General features: G+C 69.3%; 17 protein-coding genes and 1 pseudogene. 8 read left to right on the plus strand and 10 right to left on the minus strand.

Translation table 11 applies throughout. The annotated features are described in order from the left end of the window. Window positions 1-76: 76 nt before the first annotated feature. The 5 genes from L3Q67_RS10110 to L3Q67_RS10130 all read right to left on the minus strand — a co-directional run bounded on the left by L3Q67_RS10110 (window position 77) and on the right by L3Q67_RS10130 (window position 5,671). A complete protein-coding gene (locus L3Q67_RS10110; RefSeq protein ID WP_499189269.1) occupies window positions 77-832 on the minus strand; it encodes an amino acid ABC transporter ATP-binding protein in 756 nt (251 codons plus the stop codon). Then, complete coding sequence (locus tag L3Q67_RS10115; RefSeq protein WP_499189270.1) at window positions 829-1,638, minus strand: amino acid ABC transporter permease; 810 nt, start codon at window positions 1,636-1,638, stop codon at window positions 829-831. The genes L3Q67_RS10110 and L3Q67_RS10115 overlap by 4 nt, the downstream gene beginning before the upstream one ends. A 77-nt stretch (window positions 1,639-1,715) precedes the next feature. Further along, window positions 1,716-2,537 (minus strand): type 2 periplasmic-binding domain-containing protein, encoded by an 822-nt coding sequence (locus L3Q67_RS10120; protein WP_499189271.1) that lies wholly within the window; start codon window positions 2,535-2,537, stop codon window positions 1,716-1,718. 272 nt (window positions 2,538-2,809) lie between these two features. After that, on the minus strand, window positions 2,810-4,249 hold the full coding sequence (locus L3Q67_RS10125; RefSeq protein WP_499189272.1) for a zinc-binding metallopeptidase family protein: 1,440 nt from the start codon (window positions 4,247-4,249) through the stop codon (window positions 2,810-2,812). A gap of 12 nt (window positions 4,250-4,261) precedes the next feature. Continuing rightward, on the minus strand, window positions 4,262-5,671 hold the full coding sequence (locus tag L3Q67_RS10130; RefSeq protein ID WP_499189273.1) for a zinc-binding metallopeptidase family protein: 1,410 nt from the start codon (window positions 5,669-5,671) through the stop codon (window positions 4,262-4,264). A 352-nt stretch (window positions 5,672-6,023) separates the two neighbouring features. Here L3Q67_RS10130 and pdhA point away from each other — a divergent pair, with 352 nt between their 5' ends. The 6 genes from pdhA (at window position 6,024) to L3Q67_RS10160 (ending at window position 12,820) form a co-directional block, all read left to right on the plus strand. Further along, window positions 6,024-7,244, plus strand: coding sequence for a thiamine pyrophosphate-dependent dehydrogenase E1 component subunit alpha (gene pdhA, locus L3Q67_RS10135; protein ID WP_499189274.1), 1,221 nt, complete (start codon window positions 6,024-6,026; stop codon window positions 7,242-7,244). Next, complete coding sequence (locus tag L3Q67_RS10140) at window positions 7,244-8,272, plus strand: alpha-ketoacid dehydrogenase subunit beta (protein WP_499189275.1); 1,029 nt, start codon at window positions 7,244-7,246, stop codon at window positions 8,270-8,272. Before pdhA ends, L3Q67_RS10140 begins: the two co-directional genes overlap by 1 nt. A 14-nt stretch (window positions 8,273-8,286) precedes the next feature. Further along, the gene (locus tag L3Q67_RS10145; RefSeq protein ID WP_499189276.1) at window positions 8,287-9,621 is read left to right on the plus strand and encodes a dihydrolipoamide acetyltransferase family protein; all 1,335 of its coding nucleotides are present in this window, start codon (window positions 8,287-8,289) and stop codon (window positions 9,619-9,621) included. Window positions 9,622-9,772: 151 nt separating this feature from the next. Next, the gene (locus L3Q67_RS10150; protein WP_499191486.1) at window positions 9,773-10,333 is read left to right on the plus strand and encodes a TetR/AcrR family transcriptional regulator; all 561 of its coding nucleotides are present in this window, start codon (window positions 9,773-9,775) and stop codon (window positions 10,331-10,333) included. Between the two features lie 41 nt (window positions 10,334-10,374). Beyond that, the gene (locus L3Q67_RS10155) at window positions 10,375-12,288 is read left to right on the plus strand and encodes an ABC transporter ATP-binding protein (protein ID WP_499191487.1); all 1,914 of its coding nucleotides are present in this window, start codon (window positions 10,375-10,377) and stop codon (window positions 12,286-12,288) included. Window positions 12,289-12,355: 67 nt separating this feature from the next. Then, window positions 12,356-12,820, plus strand: coding sequence for an FxsA family protein (locus L3Q67_RS10160; protein ID WP_499189277.1), 465 nt, complete (start codon window positions 12,356-12,358; stop codon window positions 12,818-12,820). On the opposite strand, the gene L3Q67_RS10165 is transcribed toward L3Q67_RS10160, so the two are convergent. After that, window positions 12,817-13,416 carry an SCP2 sterol-binding domain-containing protein gene (locus L3Q67_RS10165; protein ID WP_499191488.1) on the minus strand — a complete coding sequence of 200 codons (600 nt, stop codon included), beginning with the start codon at window positions 13,414-13,416 and terminating at the stop codon, window positions 12,817-12,819. The genes L3Q67_RS10160 and L3Q67_RS10165 overlap by 4 nt on opposite strands. A 119-nt stretch (window positions 13,417-13,535) precedes the next feature. Next, a pseudogene (locus L3Q67_RS10170) lies at window positions 13,536-13,973 on the minus strand (SCP2 sterol-binding domain-containing protein); the annotation flags it as partial. Between the two features lie 187 nt (window positions 13,974-14,160). Here L3Q67_RS10170 and L3Q67_RS10175 point away from each other — a divergent pair. Then, window positions 14,161-14,826: a TetR/AcrR family transcriptional regulator gene (locus L3Q67_RS10175; RefSeq protein ID WP_499189278.1), complete on the plus strand. Its 666-nt coding sequence runs from the start codon at window positions 14,161-14,163 to the stop codon at window positions 14,824-14,826. On the opposite strand, the gene L3Q67_RS10180 is transcribed toward L3Q67_RS10175, so the two are convergent. Together L3Q67_RS10180 and L3Q67_RS10185 are read right to left on the minus strand one after the other, a co-directional pair. Continuing rightward, window positions 14,823-15,677: a hotdog family protein gene (locus L3Q67_RS10180; RefSeq protein WP_499189279.1), complete on the minus strand. Its 855-nt coding sequence runs from the start codon at window positions 15,675-15,677 to the stop codon at window positions 14,823-14,825. The genes L3Q67_RS10175 and L3Q67_RS10180 overlap by 4 nt on opposite strands. 1 nt (window position 15,678) lies before the next feature. Beyond that, window positions 15,679-17,016, minus strand: coding sequence for a 3-oxoacyl-ACP reductase (locus tag L3Q67_RS10185; RefSeq protein ID WP_499189280.1), 1,338 nt, complete (start codon window positions 17,014-17,016; stop codon window positions 15,679-15,681). A gap of 97 nt (window positions 17,017-17,113) precedes the next feature. Between L3Q67_RS10185 and L3Q67_RS10190 the strand changes: the two genes are divergently transcribed. Continuing rightward, on the plus strand, window positions 17,114-18,403 hold the full coding sequence (locus L3Q67_RS10190) for an acetyl-CoA C-acyltransferase (protein ID WP_499189281.1): 1,290 nt from the start codon (window positions 17,114-17,116) through the stop codon (window positions 18,401-18,403). 333 nt (window positions 18,404-18,736) lie between these two features. Here L3Q67_RS10190 and L3Q67_RS10195 read toward each other — a convergent pair whose 3' ends face one another. Next, a complete protein-coding gene (locus tag L3Q67_RS10195; RefSeq protein ID WP_499189282.1) occupies window positions 18,737-19,306 on the minus strand; it encodes a DoxX family protein in 570 nt (189 codons plus the stop codon). Window positions 19,307-19,367: the final 61 nt, after the last annotated feature.

Raw genomic sequence — 19,367 nt, forward strand, 5'->3', positions numbered from 1 at the left:
CCCACCACCACCCTCAACGGAGCTGCGCGCGGTTCTCAAACGCAAGTAATGCCCCACTCACAGCATTCGAAGACCCCTATTCGACGGGGTGCGTGGGGTTGAGCACCCGCGACAGGAACGTCTTCGTCCGCTGCTGCTGCGGGTCCCCGATCACCCTGGCCGGCGGACCCTGCTCGACCACCACACCGCCGTCCATGAACAACACCACGTCGGCCACCTCACGCGCGAACTGCATTTCGTGCGTGACCACCAGCATGGTCATGCCCTCTTCGGCGAGCTGGCGCATCACGCTGAGCACGTCGCCGACGAGTTCCGGGTCCAGCGCCGACGTGGGTTCGTCGAACAGCATGACCTCGGGGTTCATCGACAGCGCCCGCGCGATCGCCACCCGCTGCTGCTGCCCGCCGGATAGCTGCATCGGCAGCGAGTTCGCCTTTTCCGAGAGCCCGACCTTCTTCAGGTTGTCGTGCGCGATCCGCTCCGCCTCGGCCTTGTCGCGCTTGAGCACCTTGCGCTGCGCGATGGTGAGGTTGTCCAGCACGGACAGGTGCGCGAACAGGTTGAACGACTGGAACACCATGCCGATGCCGCGCCGCGCGTGGTCGATGTCGACGTCGGGGTCGGTGATCTCGTGGCCGTTGACCACGACCTTGCCCTGGTTCGGCTCTTCGAGCAGGTTCACGCAGCGCAGGAGGGTGGACTTGCCGGAGCCGGACGGCCCGATGATGCAGACCACCTGCCCGCGCTTCACCAGCAGGTCGATGCCCTTGAGCACTTCCAGCTCACCGAACGCCTTGTGCAGTCCGGAAACCTCGACGATCAAGTCGCTCATGCCTCGACCTCCAGGCCTCGGGTCTGCTTCCGGCCGGTCCGGCGCTCCAGGTACCGCGAGAGGTAGCCGAGCGGCAGGGTGATGATCAGGTAGCAGAGCCCGGCCAGCAGGATCGGGGTCATCGACCCGGTCGCGTTGAGGCCCTCGCGGCCCCACTTGGTCAGTTCGTACTGGTCCCTGGCCAGGCCCAGCAGGTAGATCAGCGACGAGTCCTTGGTGAGCAGGATCAGCTCGTTGGTCAGCGGCGGCAGGATGATCCGGAACGCCTGCGGGATGACGATGGTGATCATCGCCCGGCCCTCGCTCATGCCCAGCGACCTGGCCGCTTCGACCTGGCCGGGCGGCACCGCCTGGATCCCGGCGCGGATGGTCTCGGCCATATACGCGGCACCGACCGCGCCGAGCGCGATCGCGGCCGTGGAGTAGATGTCGAACTTGATACCGAAGGCGAGCGGCACACCGAAGCCCAGCGCGATGAACACCAGCAGCGCCGGGATGCCGCGGAAGAATTCGATGTAGATGGTCGCGATCCACCGGTACGGCGGCACCGACGACAGCTTCATCAGCGCCAGCACGAGCCCGAGGGCCAGGCCGAGCGCGAAGCCGAGCAGGGTGAAGATGATGGTGTTCTTCAGCGCGGTGGTGATGATGCCGGGGAACTGCTCGGACGCGGCGTCGAGGTTGAAGAACGCGCGCTGGATGGTCGCCCAATCCGCGATCAGGGCGAGCACCCCGATCACGAGCACCAGCAGCGCATATTGCGCCAGCTGGATCACCTGGCGCCGTTTGCGCTTGGACATGGCCATGGGAAGTGGCTCCTCGAAAGTGGTCGGCACGACCAAGGGGAACGACCGCCGTGGCGGCCGTTCCCCTCAGACGCGGATCAGGCGGTCGGCTTCTTGCCGAACCACTTTTCGTAGATCTTGTCGTAGGTGCCGTCGCTCTTGGCCTTGGTCAGCGCCTCGTTGACCTTGGCCAGCAGCGCGCCGTTGCCCTTCTTCACCGCGATGCCGTAGTTGTCCCCGGTGTCGAAGGTGGCGGTCACCTCCACGTCGGCGTTGGCCTTGAGGAAGTCCAGCAGCACCACATCGTCGTTGATGCCCGCGTCGACCTGGCCGGTCTGCACCGCGGTCTGCTCGAGCGCGAGATCCTCGAACTGGATGACCTCGTAGCCGAACTTGTCCTTGTTCTCGTTGGCGTAGGTCTCGCCGGTGGTGCCCTGCTGCACGCCGAGCTTCTTGCCGCGCAGCTTCTCCAGGCTGTCCAGACCGGCCCCCTTCTTCACCAGCAGCGCCTGCTTGGCGTTGAAGTACGGCGCGGAGAAGTCCATCACGGCCTGGCGTTCCGGCGTGATCGACATGGCCGCCGCGGCCACGTCGCACTGGCCGATGTTCAGCGACTCACCGGACTTGATGCCCTCGAACGGCGTGTCGAAGATCTTCTGCTCGCTCGCGCCGACCAGGGGCAGCACCAGGTCCACCAGCTCCACGTCGAAGCCGACGGTCTTGTCGCCCTCGGTGAACTGGAACGGGGCGTAGGGCAGGTGGGTGCAGGTCGTCAGCTTGCCCGCTTCTTTGAGCGTGATCTGCCCACCGGCCTGGGTGTCGGCTCCGGTGTTGACCGATTCGGCGCAGCCTGCCGCGGTAACGGCCAGGGCGAGCGCCGGCAAGATGGTGAGCGCTCTGCGTGTGTATCGACGCGCCACGGTGTCACTCCTAGTAGTCAGAACTCGGCGAGTTTTTGCATCCTGCCACCAGCCGGGTCAACTGCCCAGCATTGGGACGTTACAGCGCCGTTTCGACTAGGTCTTTCCTGTGTCTTCCTGGTCGCGGAGTGGACGACATCACCTTCGCGTATCGCGAGGTGAGCCCAGTCGCCATTCACGCCTCGGACTTGGCCGGGGTAGTGCCGAGGTGACACGAATGTGGCTTTGGGGGCCGATTCCGCCCCCAAAGCCACATTCGTGTCGTCGGTGTCCTAGGCCGTGGCGTGGGCGTGGAGGATGTGGGCGACGGCGGCGGTCACGCGTTCCGCTTGGGCCAGGTGCAGCCATTCGTCCGGGACGTGGGCGTTCGAGTCCGGGCCGAGGGCGCCGGTGACCAGGAACTGGGCGTTCGGGTACTTCTCGCCCAGCAGGCCCATGAAGGGGATCGAGCCGCCGAGGCCCATGGCTCGCCAGGGGGCCTCGAAGACCGAGGAGCTGACCTCCTCCAGCGAGGCCGACAACCAGGGGGCGGTGGCCGGGGCGTTCCAGCCGTCGGCGTGTTCCAGGCCGGCCAGTTCGACGGTGGCCGAGTACGGCACGTCCGTGGTCAGCGCCTTCTCCAGCGCGCCGAGCGCGGCGGCCGAGTCGGCGGTGGGCGGCAGGCGGAAGCCCAGCGCCAGGGTGCTGTGCGCCCGCAGGACGTTGCCCGCGTCGATCGGCTCCGGGAAGCCCGAGGCGCCGATCACCGAGAGCGTCGGCCGCCAGGTGTTGTTCAGCAGCAGCTCCACGTCGTCCTGGTCGACCGTGGTGGTGCCGCCGTGCAGCGGGAACGCCCGCTTCATCGCGCCCGGCGCGGCGGCGGCCGCGGCTTCGGCTTCGGCGGCGCGGTCCGCCGGGACGTCCACGTAGAACTCGTCGAGCAGCACGTGCCCGGTCTCGGCGTTCTCCACCCGGTCCAGCAGCTCGCGCAGGACGCGGAACGAGCTGGGCACGACGCCGCTGGCCAGGCCGGAGTGCTGCCCGGAGTCGAGCACGCGCACGGTCACGTGCAGCTGGACCATGCCGCGCAGGCTGGTGGTCAGCCAGAGCCGTTCGTAGTCCTGGCCGCCGGAATCCAGGCAGACCACGAAGGTGACGTCACCGAGGCGCTCGCTCAGGTGCTCCAGGTACGCGGGCAGATCGGGACTGCCCGACTCCTCACCGGTTTCCAGCAGCACCACGGCTCGCGCGTGCGAACCGCCCGCGGCGCGCAACGCCTCCAGCGCGGCCGTCGCGGCGTAACCGGCGTACCCGTCGTCGGCCGAGCCGCGGCCGTACAGCCTGCCGTCCTTGAGCACCGGCTTCCACGGGTCCAAGCCCTCCGACCAGCCACCGAGCGGCGGCTGCTTGTCGAGGTGCCCGTAGAGCAGCACGGTGCCCTTGTCCTCGGCGCCCTCGGTGGCGGGCACGTCCAGCAGCAGCACCGGGCTGCGGCCGGGCAGTTCCACCACGTCGATCGAGGCGCCGGGGATCGCCCGGGTCCCGAGCCAGGTCCGGACGTGCTCGACGGCGGCGGCCAGGTGGCCGTGCTCCGCCCAGTCCGGGTCGAAACCGGGGGACAGGGCGGGGATGGCCACCAGTCCCGAAAGGCTCGGCAGGATGTCGTCCGCCCAGAGCCGCCGCACGGTCTCACGCATCGCGGTCGTATTCACAGTCTGTTCCACCTCATCCATCCTGCCACCAGGTCATTCGCCGGCGTGCGCGTGCAGAATCCTCGCCACGGCCTCGGTCACGCGCTCGGTCTGCTCCAGGTGCAGCCATTCGTCCGGCACGTGCGCGTTGTTGCCGGGGCCGCGCGGGCCGGTCACCACGAACTGCGCGTCGGGATAGGTCTCGGCGAACAACCCCAGGAACGGGATGGTGCCGCCGAGGCCGAGCGCCCGCCACGGCTCGCCGAAGACCTCCACGCTCACCTTGTCCAGCGTGGTCGCCAGCCAGGGCGCGAGCTTCGGCGCGTTCCAGCCGGACGCCCCGGCGGGCCTGCCGATCTCGACTTTGGCGCCGTACGGCACGTCGGTGGTCAGCGCGCGGGTGATGGCCTCGAGCGCGACCTCGGCGTCGGTGGTCGGTGGCAGCCGGAAGCTGAGCTTGAGCCCGGTGAACGGCCGCAGCACGTTGCCCGCGTCCTCCAGCGACGGCAGCCCGCTGGCCCCGGTGACCGACAACGTGGTGCGCCAGGTGTTGTTGAGCACCAGTTCGACCGGGTCGTCGGTGGCCGTGCGCACGCCTTCGGTGATCGGCAGTTCCGGGCGCAGACCGCCCTCGGCGACGGCGACCCGCACCTCGGCCAGGCGGTCCTCCGGGATCACCACGCTCAACTCCGGCAGCAGCATCTCGCCGGTGCGCGCGTCCTCCAGCCGGTCGAGCAGCTGCCGGACCACGCGGAACGAGCTGGCCACCAGGCCGCTCGAATGCCCGGAGTGCACGCCGGAATCGAGCACATGCACGGTCAGATCGAGGAAGGCGATGCCGCGCAGGGAGGTCGCCAGCCACAGCCGTTCGTAGTCCCCGCCCGCCACGTCGAGGCAGACCACCAGCCCGACCCGGCCGATGCGTTCACGCAGGTGATCGAGGTAGGCCGCCAGGTCGGGACTGCCGGACTCCTCGCAGGTCTCCAGCAATACGACCGTTCGTGCATGTCTGCCGCCCGCCCGGTGCAGCGCCTCCAGCGCCGTCGATGCGGCATAACCCGCGTACCCGTCGTCACCGGCGCCGCGGCCGTAGAGCCGCCCGTCCTTGAGCACCGGGGTCCACGGGTCGAGCCCGGGTGACCACTCACCGGCCGGCGGCTGCTTGTCGAGGTGTCCGTAGAGCACCACCGTGTCCTCGGTGGTCGCGCCGGTCGCCGGGATCTCCAGCAGCAGGAGCGGGGTGCGGCCGGGGAGCTTGACCACGTCGACCACCGCGCCCGGGAGCTGCCGCGAATCCAGCCACTCGCGCATGTGCTCGACCGCGGCGTGCAGGTGGCCGTTGCTGGCCCACCAGGCGTCGAAGGCGGGTGACAACGCCGGGATCGAGACGAACTCCGAAAGGCTCGCCAAGGCGTCGGTGCGCCACGTGTCCTGAATCGTCTCCCGGAGCAGTCGCTGGTCCATGCCTCGATCCTGACAGAGGGGGTGGGGTACATCACAGGGGGCGAGCAGCCCGGAAGTCGCGGGCGCCCGTGGCCCGGCCACGCCGGGGACCCCGCTGGTCCAGACGTACCAGCGCACCCTACTTTCGGCGGCCCCACCATTGGGTTTCCTAGTGTTTTCCCTGTTCAGCCACGCTTTAGCGACAACGAATCAATCTCCGGTATCCACCAGGGGCCGGTTCTCATGCCAGGATGTCGGCGAGAACCGTCACCGCCGACGGGCTGGGCGCTCAACCGAGACCCGATGGCCGCCGGCGAAGTCGCGGCGGCTGCCACAAGCGGCTGCGCGGCACCGAACTGAGGAGAACGAGCGAATGTCGTCCCCGGAACAGTGGACGCATCCCGAACCGGGCGCCGGGCCTGCCGCGACAGCGGCGGAACCCACTCCCGAGCAGGTGATCGCGGGTTTGCGCGCAACGACCGAGGGTGGAGCCGAACTCACCCAGCTGCTGACCCCCGAGGGGGAACGCGTCGCTTCGGCGCGGTTCGACCCCTACGTCACCGACATCGACGCCGAGGCACTGCGGAACCTCTACCGCGACATGGTGCTGGTCCGGCGGGCGGACCGGGAGTCCAACGCGATGCAGCGCCAGGGCCAGCTCGGCATCTGGGTGCCGCTGCTCGGCCAGGAAGCGGCGCAGATCGGCTCCGGCCGCGCGCTCCGCCCGTCCGACATGGCCTTCCCGAGCTACCGCGAGCACGGCGTGGCGTGGACCCGCGGCGTCGACTTCCGCGAGCTGATCGGCATCTTCCGCTGCTCCGACCACGGTGGCTGGGACTTCAAGCACCACGGCTTCCACCCGTACACCATCGTCATCGGCAACCAGGTGCTCAACGCCACCGGGTACGCCATGGGCCAGAAGTTCGAGGGCAGAGTAGGAAACAGCGGCGACGCCGAGAACACCAACGAAGCCACCATCGTCTACTTCGGTGACGGCGCCACCAGCCAGGGCGACGTGCACGAGGGCTTCGTCTGGTCCGCGGTCTACGACGCGCCGGTCGTCTTCTTCTGCCAGAACAACCAGTGGGCCATCTCCGAGCCCACCGAGCGCCAGTCGCGCCTGCCGCTGTACCAGCGCGCCCGCGGCTACGGCTTCCCCGGCATCCGCGTCGACGGCAACGACGTGCTCGCCTGCCTCGCGGTCACCCGCTGGGCGCTGGACGAGTGCCGCCACGGCAACGGCCCGGTGCTGATCGAGGCGTTCACCTACCGGATGGACGCGCACACCACCACCGACGACCCCACCCGCTACCGGCTCTCCGACGAGCTGGAGGAGTGGAAGCTCAAGGACCCGATCGAGCGGGTGCGCGCGTACCTGGCCCGCGGTGGCGGCGCCGACCAGGAGTTCTTCGACAAGATCGACGCCGAGGCCGACAGCTTCGCCGCCGAGTTGCGGGACTTCGTGTTCAACATGCCCGACCCGCCGCCGGAGCGGATCTTCGCCAACGTCTACGCCGAGCCGTCGCCGGTGCTGGAGGCGCAGCGGCGCGAGTACCTGTCCTACCTCGAGGGTTTCGCGGGGAGTGAGCACTGATGGCCGCTCCCGTGAAGTCCAAGGTGGACGGTGCCGCCGGTGCGGTGCAGAACCTGACCATCGGCAAGGCGATCAACCTCGCCCTGCGCTCGGCCATGGAGGCCGACGACAAGGTGATCATCCTCGGGGAGGACGTCGGCAAGCTCGGCGGCGTCTTCCGGATCACCGACGGTCTGCAGAAGGACTTCGGCGAGCAGCGCGTGCTGGACACGCCGCTGGCCGAGTCCGGCATCATCGGCACCGCGGTCGGCCTGGCCGTGCGCGGGTTCCGGCCGGTGTGCGAGATCCAGTTCGAGGGCTTCATCTTCCCCGGCTTCGACCAGATCGTCAGCCAGGTGGCGAAGCTGCACTACCGCACCCAGGGCCGGGTCAAGGTGCCGATCGTGATCCGCGTGCCGTTCGGCGGCGGGATCGGTGCGGTGGAGCACCACTCGGAGTCGCCGGAATCGCTGTTCGCGCACGTCGCCGGGCTCAAGGTGGTCTCGTGCTCGAACGCGGTCGACGCGTACTGGATGACGCGCCAGGCCATCGAGAGCGACGACCCGGTGCTGCTGTTCGAGCCGAAGCGGCTCTACCACTCGGGCAACCTGCGGACCGAAGTGGACACCACGGCCACGCCGGACCCGCTGCACGTCTCACGCGTGGTTCGCCACGGTGACGCGGCCACGCTGGTCGCCTACGGGCCGTCGGTGAAGGTCTGCCTGGACGCCGCCACCGCCGCGCAGGAGGAGGGGACCTCGCTGGAGGTCATCGACCTGCGCACGCTCTCCCCGATGGATCTGGACCCGGTGTTCGAGTCCGTCCGGCGGACCGGCCGGCTGATCGCGGTCAGCGAGGCGCCTTCGGAGTCGTCGCTGACCTCGGAGATCGCCATGCGGGTGCAGCAGGAGTGCTTCTACTCGCTGGAGGCACCGGTCCTGCGGGTCACCGGGTTCGACACCCCGTACCCGCCGGCCAAGCTCGAGGAGGACTACCTCCCCGACCTGGACCGGGTGCTGCACACCGTCGACCGCTCGCTGGCCTGGTAGGGGGATTCGCGAACATGCCGCAGTACAAGCAGTTTCCCCTGGCCGACACGGCGGAGGGGCTGACCGAGGCCGACATCCTCAACTGGCACGTCAAGCCGGGTGACGAGGTGAAGGTCAACCAGATCGTGGTGGAGATCGAGACCGCGAAAGCCGCGGTCGAACTGCCCATCCCGTGGGCGGGCGTGATCACCGAGCTGCACGTGGAGCCGGGGCAGACGGTCGAGGTCGGCACGCCGATCCTGACCATCGACACCGATCCGGGTGGGGCACCGGCGGAGGCACCTTCGCCGAACGGCGTCGCGGCGGCTCCGGCCGCTGCTGCTCCGGCCGCGCCGGCTGCTCCGGTCGAGGAGGAGATGAAGCCGCTGGTCGGCTACGGCTCCAAGACGGTCACCGCCAAGCGGCGGGCGCGCAAGGATGCGACGCCTCCTCAGCCGGTCGCCGTGCCCGAGCCGGTGGCCGAGCCGGTCAAGGGTGGTTACGTGCCGCTGGCGAAGCCGCCGGTGCGCAAGCTGGCCAAGGACCTCGGCGTCGACCTGCACGCGCTGGCGAGCGAGGGCCAGGTGATCACCCGTGAGGACGTGCAGCGCGCGGCCTCGGGCCCGGTCGCCTCGCCCGCGGCCGCACCTGCTGTGTCCACTGTGGACGCCGCTGGTGAGCGCCGGGTGCCGATCAAGGGCGTGCGCAAGGCGACCGCGCAGGCGATGGTGCAGAGCGCCTTCAGCGCGCCGCACGTGACGGAGTTCCTGACCGTCGACGTGACGCCGATGATGGAGCTGCGGGAGAAGCTGAAGAAGAGCCCGGCCTTCGCCGGGATCAAGCTGACTCCGCTGGCCTTCGCGGCGAAGGCGGTGTGCCTGGCGGCGAAGCGGACCCCGGACGTGAACGCGACCTGGGACGAGGCGGCGCAGGAGATCGTCTACAAGAGCTACGTCCACCTGGGCGTCGCCGCGGCGACGCCACGCGGGCTGATCGTGCCGAAGATCCGCAACGCCGAGCAGTTGTCGCTGCCGGAGCTGGCCAAGGCGCTCGGTGAGCTGACCGACACCGCGCGGGAGGGCAAGACGCCGCCGGCGGACATGGTGAACGGCAGCATCACGATCTCCAACGTCGGCGTCTTCGGCGTCGACACCGGCACGCCGATCATCAACCCCGGCGAGTCGGCGATCCTGGCGTTCGGCGCCATCCGCGACACCCCCTGGGTGGTCGACGGCGAGATCAAGGTGCGCAAGGTGCTGCAACTGGCGCTGAGCTTCGACCACCGCGTGGTCGACGGCCAGCAGGGCTCCCAGTTCCTGGCCGACGTCGGCATGCTCCTCGCCGACCCGGCAAGCGCCTTCGTCTTCTGACCCTTTGCCATGAGTGGGGCATTACTTGCGTTGAATGCAAGTAATGCCCCACTCATAGCGTGGGAGGGCGGATATTCGCTTGACGGAGTGAGCGCTCACTCCGCAGACTGGGGACATGAATCCTCCTCAGACCAAGCGGCGTGCGCCGGCGATGGGTGTCGAGCAGCGGCGCGAGATGATCGTCCGGGCCGTGTTGCCGTTGGTGGCCGAGCACGGGGCGGCGATCACCACCAGTCAGATCGCCCGTGCGGCGGGCATCGGTGAGGGCACGATCTTCCGTGCCTTCAAGGACAAGGACGAGCTGCTCGACGCGTGCATCGCCGAGGCCGTCCGGCCCGACACCGCGTTGCAGGCCATCGCCGAGATCCCGATCGAGCAGCCCTTGCGCGAGCGGCTGATCGAGGCCGCGGCGACCTTGTCCGCGCACCTCGAGCGCATGGGCGCGGTGGTCGGCGCCATGTTCACCTCCGGCCGCGCGATGAAGCGTCCCGAACCCGGGCAGCACAATGTCAACGCCCGGCGCGATTCGTTCCTGACCACGCGCGACGCCATCGCCGAACTCTTCGAACCCGAGCGCGACAGGTTGCGCCTGCCGCCGGAGAAGCTCGCGGCGTTGTTCTCCTCCATGTTGCTCGGCCGGCACCGCGACGCAGAGCAGGCGGTCACCGTCGAGGAGATCGTGGACGTCTTCCTCGACGGGGCGTGCCGGTGAACGATTTCCGCGGCGGGGGACCGCCCGGCCTGCGCCGGCTGATGCGCCGGGCGGGCAAGGCGACCGAAAGCGGGCTCACCGGCCCGATCACCATTCCCGATCCCCGCACCACCCTCGACGAGCCGAAGGACCTCGCCGCCCGGTTCAGGCGCGTGCGCGAAGCGGTCGGCGGGACGGTCCGCGGGCTGCCCAGGGTCGCCCGGCTGACCTGGGACGCGGGCCGCCTGCTGACCATCGGCATCGCGCTGCTCACCCTGATCGCCGGGCTCACGCCCACGGCCACCGCGTACGCCGCCAAGCTGCTGATGGACGCCGTGGTCGCGGCGATCTCCGGGCACGGCGGCACGGACACCATCGTCTGGCTCGCCGCGCTCCAGTTCGGCATCTTCACCCTGACCGCGGTGACCACCGCGCTGACCAACATCTGCCAGCAACTGCTGACCGAGCGCATGGTGCTGACCATCCGCCACCAGGTGATGGACCACGCCAGCCGCCTGCACCTGGCCTTCTTCGAGGGCTCGGAGTCCTACGACCTGCTGCGCCAGGCCGACCGGGAAGCCCCGCAGCGCCCGGTGTCCATGCTGACCTCCGGCCTCGGCCTGATCCGCACCTCGATCACCTTCGGCAGCATGATCACCCTGCTGATCACCGTCAGCCCGCTGCTGGCGCTGGTCGCACTGGTCGCGCCGATCCCGGCGTTCATCGCGCAGTCGAAGTACGGCGCCCGCGCGTTCACGCTGACGCTGATGCTCTCGCCGTTCCGGCGGCGCATGGAGTACCTGTCGATGCTGGTCACCACGGACAACCACGCCAAGGAGACCAAGCTCTTCGGCCTCGGCCCGTACCTGGTCGACCGGTTCCACCGGATCAGCACGGCCGCCTACGCCAAGCAGCGCAAGCTGATCCGCAACCGGAACCTGGCCGGCGCGGGCTGGAGCCTGCTGTCCACCTTCGCCGGGTCCGCGATCGCGCTGTACATCGCGCTCGAAGCCGTCGCCGGACGGCTGACGCTGGGCGACCTCGCGCTGTACACCGCCGCCGCGACCTCCGTGCAGACCTCGGTGCAGGGCCTGTTCAACGCCTTCACCGGGATGTACGAGAACAACCTCTACCTGGACACGCTGTACAAGTTCCTCGCCACCGAACCGGAGATCGTGGCGCCGCCGGATCCCCGGCCGCTGCCGTCGCCGCTGCTCGGGCGGGTCACCTTCGAGCGGGTCAGCTTCAGCTACCCGGGCGCCGACGAACCCGCGCTCGACGACGTCAGCTTCACCATCGAGCCCGCCAGCACGGTCGCCGTGGTCGGGCGCAACGGCGCCGGGAAGTCGACGCTGCTCAAGCTGCTGTGCCGGCTGTACGACCCGACCGGCGGGCGCATCCTGCTCGACGGCGTGGACATCCGCGAATTCGACCCGGACGAACTGCGGCGGCAGATGAGCGCGATGTTCCAGGACCACGTCAGCTACCACGCCACGGCCGCCGAGAACATCGGCCTCGGCGACATCGACAACGTGAGCGACCGCCCGCGCGTCGAGGACTCCGCCCACCGCGCCGGGGTCGCCGAACGGATCGAACGGCTGCCGAAGACCTACGACAGCCCACTGGGCCGCTGGTTCGACCAGGGCATCTCCCTGTCCGGCGGCGAGTGGCAGAAGCTGGCGCTGGCCAGGGCCTTCCGGCGGGACGCCCCGATCCTCCTGCTCGACGAGCCGACCTCGGCACTGGACGCCGAAGCCGAGCACGAGTTGTTCGCGCGCCTGCGCGAACTGGCCCACGGGCGCACCACCCTGTACATCTCGCACCGCTTCTCCACGGTCCGGCGTGCGCAGAAGATCTTGTTGCTGGAGAAGGGAAAGCTCGCCGAGTACGGCACGCACGAGGAACTGATGGAACTGGACGGCGGCTACGCGGAGCTGTTCAGCCTCCAGGCCGCCGCCTACCTGGACGAGACCTGACGCCGGGTCCCCACGATCGAGCGCCTTGGCGGGGAGCAAATCGGGCGGGTGCGTCGTTGAACAGGACATGGCTGTGGTTTTCCTGCTCTACGTGGTAGCCGAGGTGGCGGCCGTCTGGGCGGTCAGCTCGGCCATCGGCTTCTTCGGCACGTTCGGCCTGCTGCTGGCGGGCGCGTTCCTCGGCTCGTGGCTGGCTCGCCGCGAGGGCGGCAAGGCGGCGCGCGCGTTCATGGAGACGGCACGATCGGGCCGCTCGGCGCACAACGAGGTGACCGACGGCATGCTGATCGGGCTCGGTGGCCTGCTGATCATGCTGCCGGGCTTCGTCAGCGACGTCGCCGGGCTGCTGATGATCCTGCCGCCGACGCGCGGCATCTTCCGCCGCTCCTGGCTGCGCCGGATCGAGAAGCGGGCGATGACCGCGCCGAACGTGCGCTCGCCGTTCCAGGGCGGGGTGATCGTGGTGGACAGCGAAGTGGTCGACACCGACGAGCCCCGTCAGGCGAAGAACCACCCGGTGATTGAGGGTTAGTCGCGCGCAGCGCGCCCGTTGAGGGCGGTGGTGGGCCGGCGGGCCGGGCGAGGGGTAGGTGCCGGGATGTCGAAGTAGCTGCTGAACCGGACGGCCAGCGCGTAGTCGCCCTTCACCTTGACCCGGCCGGTGACGAACATCGCCGCGGCCGCGGTCACGCCGGTGGCCATGCGGATGAAATCGGCGGCGGAAACGGTGACCGTGGCGTCCGGGGAGCGGCCGAGGTCGCTGCTGGAAACGCAGACGCCGTCCTCGACCACCGTCTGGTAGCGGTCGAACGGTTCTTCCCCGTCCCCGTGGTGGAAACGCCAGCCGATGACGAATTCGGCGTTCTCCGCCTTTTGCGGGATCAGGTGGTCCGACATTCTTCGGAATATCTCGTCGAGGAATACCGACCGCAGTTCCTCGTGTGCGGCCAGCTCGTTGATCTGCTCTTTCGTGGCCCCGCTGACCACGTCGACGAGCAATTGCGTGGACAGCGAGGACAGCTCGATACCCGCGCCCACCGTACCCAGCATGTGCAGGGTTTCCAGCACCTGCACGAACTGCGCCGGGCTCAGCCGCCGGAATTCGAGTTCGGCGGCGAACGCGTCCAGCACCGAATCCGTGTGCGGGCGCTCGGCGGGCAGCCGACTGCGCCGCGCCAAAGTTCCGCGCCAGCGCTCGCGCCAGGTAACGGGGTTGGAAGACACGGGAAACGAGTGTAGATCGCCGTTCAGGGCTTGGGAAGGTCGAAGAAACCGATGAGCCCGGCCGCGAATGCGAGATCGCCTTTCACCTTGATGCGGCCCGTGACGAACATAACCGCCGGGGTCGCCTGATGGGTGATGAGCGTGAAAAAGTCCACCGGGGACACGGTGATGGTCACGCGCGGTTTCTCCACCGGCGTCCGGCTGACCGTGCAGGTCCCGTCACGGATGACCGTCTCGAAGCGGTCGAAGCCGTCGGGGGCGGCGCCACCGGTCAGCCGCCAGCGGATCACCGCGTCCAGCCCGGCCGCGCGATCCGGCCGCAGGTGCGCGCTCATCCGCCGGAAGATCTCGGTGAGCACCTTCTCCCGCAGCGCCCGATCGGCGACCACGATGTCCAGTTGTTCCTTCGAGGCGCCGGCGATGATCCGCGCGAACTGCTCGGGCTCGACCTGCCGCAGGTCCGTTTCGCGCAGGGCGTCGAGCAACGCCGGGCCTTCGAGCAGCTCGATGTCCTCCACCACGGCCTCCCAGTCGTACCTACTCCACAGTAATATTACTTGCGAGTAGGTAGCTCGGCAAGTCGATGCCGCCGTGCCGTCACACCAGCCGCGCCGCGCCCGGTAGCGTTCACCGGACGAGGAGGTCGAGGTGTCCGAGGAAGTGCAGAATCCGCCCGAGCGAGCCAAGCGGCTCCCGCGCGCCGTCCGGGAACGGCAGATCCTGGACGCCGCCGTGCAGGTCTTCGCCCGCTACGGCTACCACTCCGCGTCCATGGACGAGATCTCCGAGGTGGCGGGCGTCTCCAAGCCGATGATCTACACCTACCTCGGCTCCAAGGAGGACCTGTTCGCCCAGTGCATCCGGCGCGAGGCGACCCGGCTGCTGGAGGCCATCCAGGCCGGGGTCCAGCCGGACCTGCCACCGGACATGCAGCTCTGGTACGGCCTGCGCTCGTTCTACCGGTTCGTCGCCGATTACCGCGAGTCGTGGACCGTGCTGCACCGGCAGGCGCTGGTGGTCGGCGGCCCGTTCGCCGCCGAGATCACCGACATGCGCAAGCGCGCGATCGAGCTGGTGGCCGCGCTAGTGGTCTCCGCGGGCACCCGCAAGGGACTCGCAGAGCAGGCCGAGTTCTCCGGCGAGGGCCTGTCCGCGGCGCTGGTCGGCGCCGCCGAATCGCTCGCGGACTGGGCCCTCGACCACCCCGCCGTTTCCGACGGCGTGCTCGCCTCCTGGTTGATGAACCTGGTCTGGCTCGGCTTCAACGACCTGGTCGAAGGCGCGGTCTGGAAGCCTGCCGACCCCGGCGCCTAAAGAGCGGTCACCGATCCGGCCAGGTGCGGCTTCGGCTTCTTCGCGCCCCACAGCTCGAACGCCCAGCCGTCCCCGGTCCGCCAGCTGGTGAAGGCGACCTTGCCGGGCAGCAGCACGGGCAGCTTGAACTTGACGTCCAGGGTGAACGCCTCGGGCAGCCTGCCTTCGAACGCGGCGAGGCTGTGGGCCTTGGTCCACATGCCGTGCGCGATCGCGGCCGGGAAGCCGAACGCCTTCGCGGTCAGCGGGTGCAGGTGGATCGGGTTGCGGTCGCCGGAAACCTCGGCGTACCGGCGGCCGATGTCGCCGGGCACCCGCCAGATCGCACTCGGCGATGGCGCCGCGAGCCGCTCCCCGGAAGCCTTGCCGCCCGAGCCGTCGCCGCGGCGCAGGTAGGTGCTCACGTCCGTCCACACCGGAGTGTCCTCAGTGGACGAGACCAGCTCGCTGAGCACGTCGAACTGCCTGCCCTTCTCGTGTGGACGCAGGTTCTCCGCGCGCACGCGCAGGGTGAACCGCTCGCCGAGCCGCACCGGGCGGCGCTGGGTGATCCGGTTCGCCACGTGCACCATGCCGAGCAGCGGGAACGGGAAGTCCGGCTCGGTCATCAGCGCCATCTGCAGGCCGAAGGCGAGGACGTGCGGGTAGGTCGCGGGCAGCTCGTCGCCGAACCGGAAGCCGCAGACACGGTTGTAGGCAGCCAGGTGCGCCTGGTCCACGGTGATGCCGGTGCGCACGAACTCGGTGTCCGGCAACTGCCCGCCGGACGGCCCGGACCGCAGCCCGCCGAGCAGCGCCTTCGGGTAGAGCGTGCCCAGGCTGGGCGCGGTGCTCAGTTCCTTCGTGACCATCTCACGCCCCCAGGAAGGCCTGGCCGCACACGCGCACGACGTTGCCGTTGACCGCGGCCGAAGCCGGGTTCGCGTACCAGGCGATGGTCTCCGCGACGTCCACCGGCAGCCCGCCCTGCGCCAGGCTGGACAACCGCCGCCCGACCTCGCGGATCATCACCGGCACCGCCGCGGTCATCTTGGTCTCGATGAACCCGGGCGCGACCGCGTTGATCGTGCCGTTCTTCGCCGCCAGCTCCGGCGCGCCGACGTCGACCATGCCGATCACGCCCGCCTTGCTGGTGGCGTAGTTGGTCTGGCCGAGGTTCCCGGCGATGCCGGCGATCGAGGAGACGCCGATGATGCGGCCGTTGTCGTTGAGCACGCCGTCGGCGAGCAGTTTGTCGTTGACCGCGAGCTGCGCGGCGAGGTTCACCGAAAGCACCGCGTCCCAGTGGGCCTCGGTCAGGTTGCCGAGCGTCTTGTCGCGGGTGATCCCGGCGTTGTGCACCACGATGTCCACACCGCCGTGCCGCTGGTTGAGGTAGTCGGCCAGCTTCTGGGGCGCGTCGGCGGCGGTGATGTCCAGTTGCAGCGAGGCGCCGCCGACCTTGTTGGCCACCTTCGACAGGTCGCCGCCCTGCGCGGGGATGTCGAGCGCGATCACGTGGGCGCCGTCGCGGCCGAGGACCTCGGCGATCGCCGCGCCGATGCCGCGGGAGGCACCGGTGACCAGCGCGACCTTGCCGTGCAGCGGCTTCGCCCAGTCCTTGGGAGCGGGCGCGGTCTTGCCGTGGGTGCCGACGCGGATGACCTGGCCGTCGACGAACGCGGACTTGGCCGAGAGCAGGAACCGCAGGGTCGATTCGGTGGCCTCTTCGGCACCTTCGGCCACGTAGACGAGCTGGGCGGTGGCGCCGCGCTTGAGTTCCTTGCCGACCGAACGGACGAACCCTTCGAGCGCGCGCTGCGCGATCCGCTCGCGGCCCTCGACCGCTTCCGGCGGCGTGCCGAGCACGACCACCCGGCCCGACGGCACGAGCTGCCGGATCACCGGCTGGAAGAACTGGTACATCTCACGCAGCCGGCCCGGCTCGGTGATGCCGGTGGCGTCGAAGACGAGTGCGCCGTGCTTGCCGTCGGACGGCGAGGTGAGCACCTCGAGACCGGCGTCGGCGAGCTGGGTGGACAGGGCCTTTTCCAGCCGTCCACCGGCAGCCGCGCCGAGCAGGGCCGGACCGTCGAGCGGGGGCTGACCGGGGGTGTAGCGGCGTAGCGGGTACGGGTTCGGCAAGCCGAGTCGCGGCACGAGGAACCGTCCGAGCTGGCTTCCCGCGAACTGCTGGTACCTGTCGGCCATGACCGCCCCTTCCCTGCGTCCGGTGTCACTGTGCAGCCTAACCTACTAGCGAGTAGGTTACCCTACGAGTACCCCACAAACTCGCCTCGGAGGAAAGATGGCCACGAAGAAGGCACCGCCGGTCCGCAGGGTCGCCATCGTGGGCGGCAACCGGATCCCGTTCGCGCGGTCGAACGGCCCGTACGCGCGGGCGTCGAACCAGGACATGCTGACCGCCGCGCTGGACGGCCTGGTCAGCCGCTTCTCCCTGCAGGGCGAGCGGATCGGTGAGGTGGCCGCGGGCGCGGTGCTCAAGCACGCCCGCGACTTCAACCTGGCGCGCGAGTGCGTGCTGGGCAGCAAGCTGTCGCCGGAGACCCCGGCCGCCGACCTGCAGATGGCCTGCGGCACCGGGCTGCAGGCGATCGTCACGGTGGCCAACAAGATCGCGCTCGGGCAGATCGACTCGGCGATCGCCGGCGGGGTGGACACCACCAGCGACGCGCCGCTCGCGGTGAACGACGACCTGCGGCAGATCCTGGTCCAGCTCAACGCGGCGAAGACGGTCGGCGAGCGGCTGAAGCTGGCCGCGAAGATCCGGCCGGGGCACATCGTGCCGGAGATCCCGCGCAACGCCGAGCCGCGCACCGGGCTGTCGATGGGCGAGCACGCCGCGCTGACCGCGAAGGTCTGGGACGTGTCGCGGGCCGACCAGGACGAACTGGCCGCCGCGAGCCACCGGAACCTGGCCGCCGCCTACGACCGCGGCTTCTTCGACGACCTGCTGACGCCGTTCCTCAAGATTTCGCGGGACCAGAACCTGCGGCCGGATTCGAGCGTCGAGAAGCTGTCGAAGCTGAAGCCGACGTTCGGCGGTCCCGAAGGCACCATGACGGCGGGCAACTCGACGCCGCTCACCGATGGCGCGTCGACCGTGTTGCTGGCGACCGAGTCGTGGGCGAAGGCGCGGAACCTGCCGGTGCTGGCGTACCTGACCTTCTCGGAGACGGCCGCGGTCGACTACGTGCACGGTGACGAGGGCCTGCTGATGGCACCCGCGTACGCGGTGCCGCGGATGCTGGATCGCGCGGGCCTGACCCTGCAGGACTTCGACTTCTACGAGATCCACGAGGCGTTCGCGTCACAGGTGCTGGCGACGCTGAAGGCCTGGGAGGACCCGGCTTTCGCGAAGGAGAAGCTGGGGCTGGACACCCCGCTGGGCTCGATCGACCGGTCGAAGCTGAACGTCAACGGCTCGTCGCTGGCCGCGGGACACCCGTTCGCCGCCACAGGCGGCCGGATCGTGGCGACACTGGCGAAGCTGCTGGCGGAGAAGGGCTCGGGCAAGGGCCTGATCTCGGTGTGCGCGGCCGGCGGGCAAGGCATCACCGCCATCCTGGAGAAGTAGGTTCCCAATGCTATGAGTGGGGCATTACTAGCGTTCAACGCTAGTAATGCCCCACTCATAGCGTTCCGACTTGACTCGCTGGGGCCTCGAATGTGGGGCCCGGCTATCCGAACACGGGACTCGGCTACCTGAGTGCGGGGCTCGGTTGTTCGAGCGCGGGACTCAGCTGCGCGAACGTGGAGTTCAGCTGCCTGAGCGTGGGACTCGGCTGCGCGAGTGCGAATTCGGCTGCGCGAACGTGGGGTTCGGCTGCGCGTGTGTGGGGGTCGGGGGGCGGGCACGGATGTGGCTTTGGGGGCGGGCTTCGGCCCCCGAAGCCACATTCGTGTCCGGTCAGTTGGTGAGTTGCTTGGCGCGCTTGCGGGCCTTGCGCGTCTGCTTCTCGGCGGTCTTCTGCCACGTCTGAGCCTGCTTGCCCGCCGACTTCTGGATCGACTGGGCCTGCTTGCTCGCCACCTGAGCGGCCTTCTTGGCCCGCCAACCCAGCGAGGGCTTGCCGTGCGTGTCGGCGGCGGCGATCATCAGGCCGCCCGCCAGGCCGAGGTTCTTCAGGAAGTGGACCAGCTGCTGCTGCTTGGCCTGCTCGTCCTTCTCCGCCCAGAACGGGTGGCCGGCGACGGTGGTCGGCACCAGGCCGCCGAGCAGCACCAGCGCGGACAGCCGCGGCGCCTTGCCCAGCGCGAACAGCGAACCGGCGGCGATCTTCACCGCCGCGTCCACCTTGACGAGGGTCACCGGATCGGTCGGCACCTGGGCCGGCAGCTTGTCGGCATAACGGCCGACCGTGCTGTCCAGCAGCGGTTTGGCGGCTTCGGCATGGCCCTCCGCCTGCCGCAGCGCGTTGATGCCGCCGCTGATGAAGATCGACGCGAGCAGGGGGCGGGCCAATCGGCGCAGAATCACGGGGTCACCTCTCCGAGGAGCGAGGAGCGAGTCAAGCTTGCTTCGAACGTACCCAAAACCT

This window comes from Saccharothrix sp. AJ9571, from assembly GCF_021725495.1.
GTDB classification, from domain to species: Bacteria; Actinomycetota; Actinomycetes; order Mycobacteriales; family Pseudonocardiaceae; genus Amycolatopsis; species Amycolatopsis magusensis.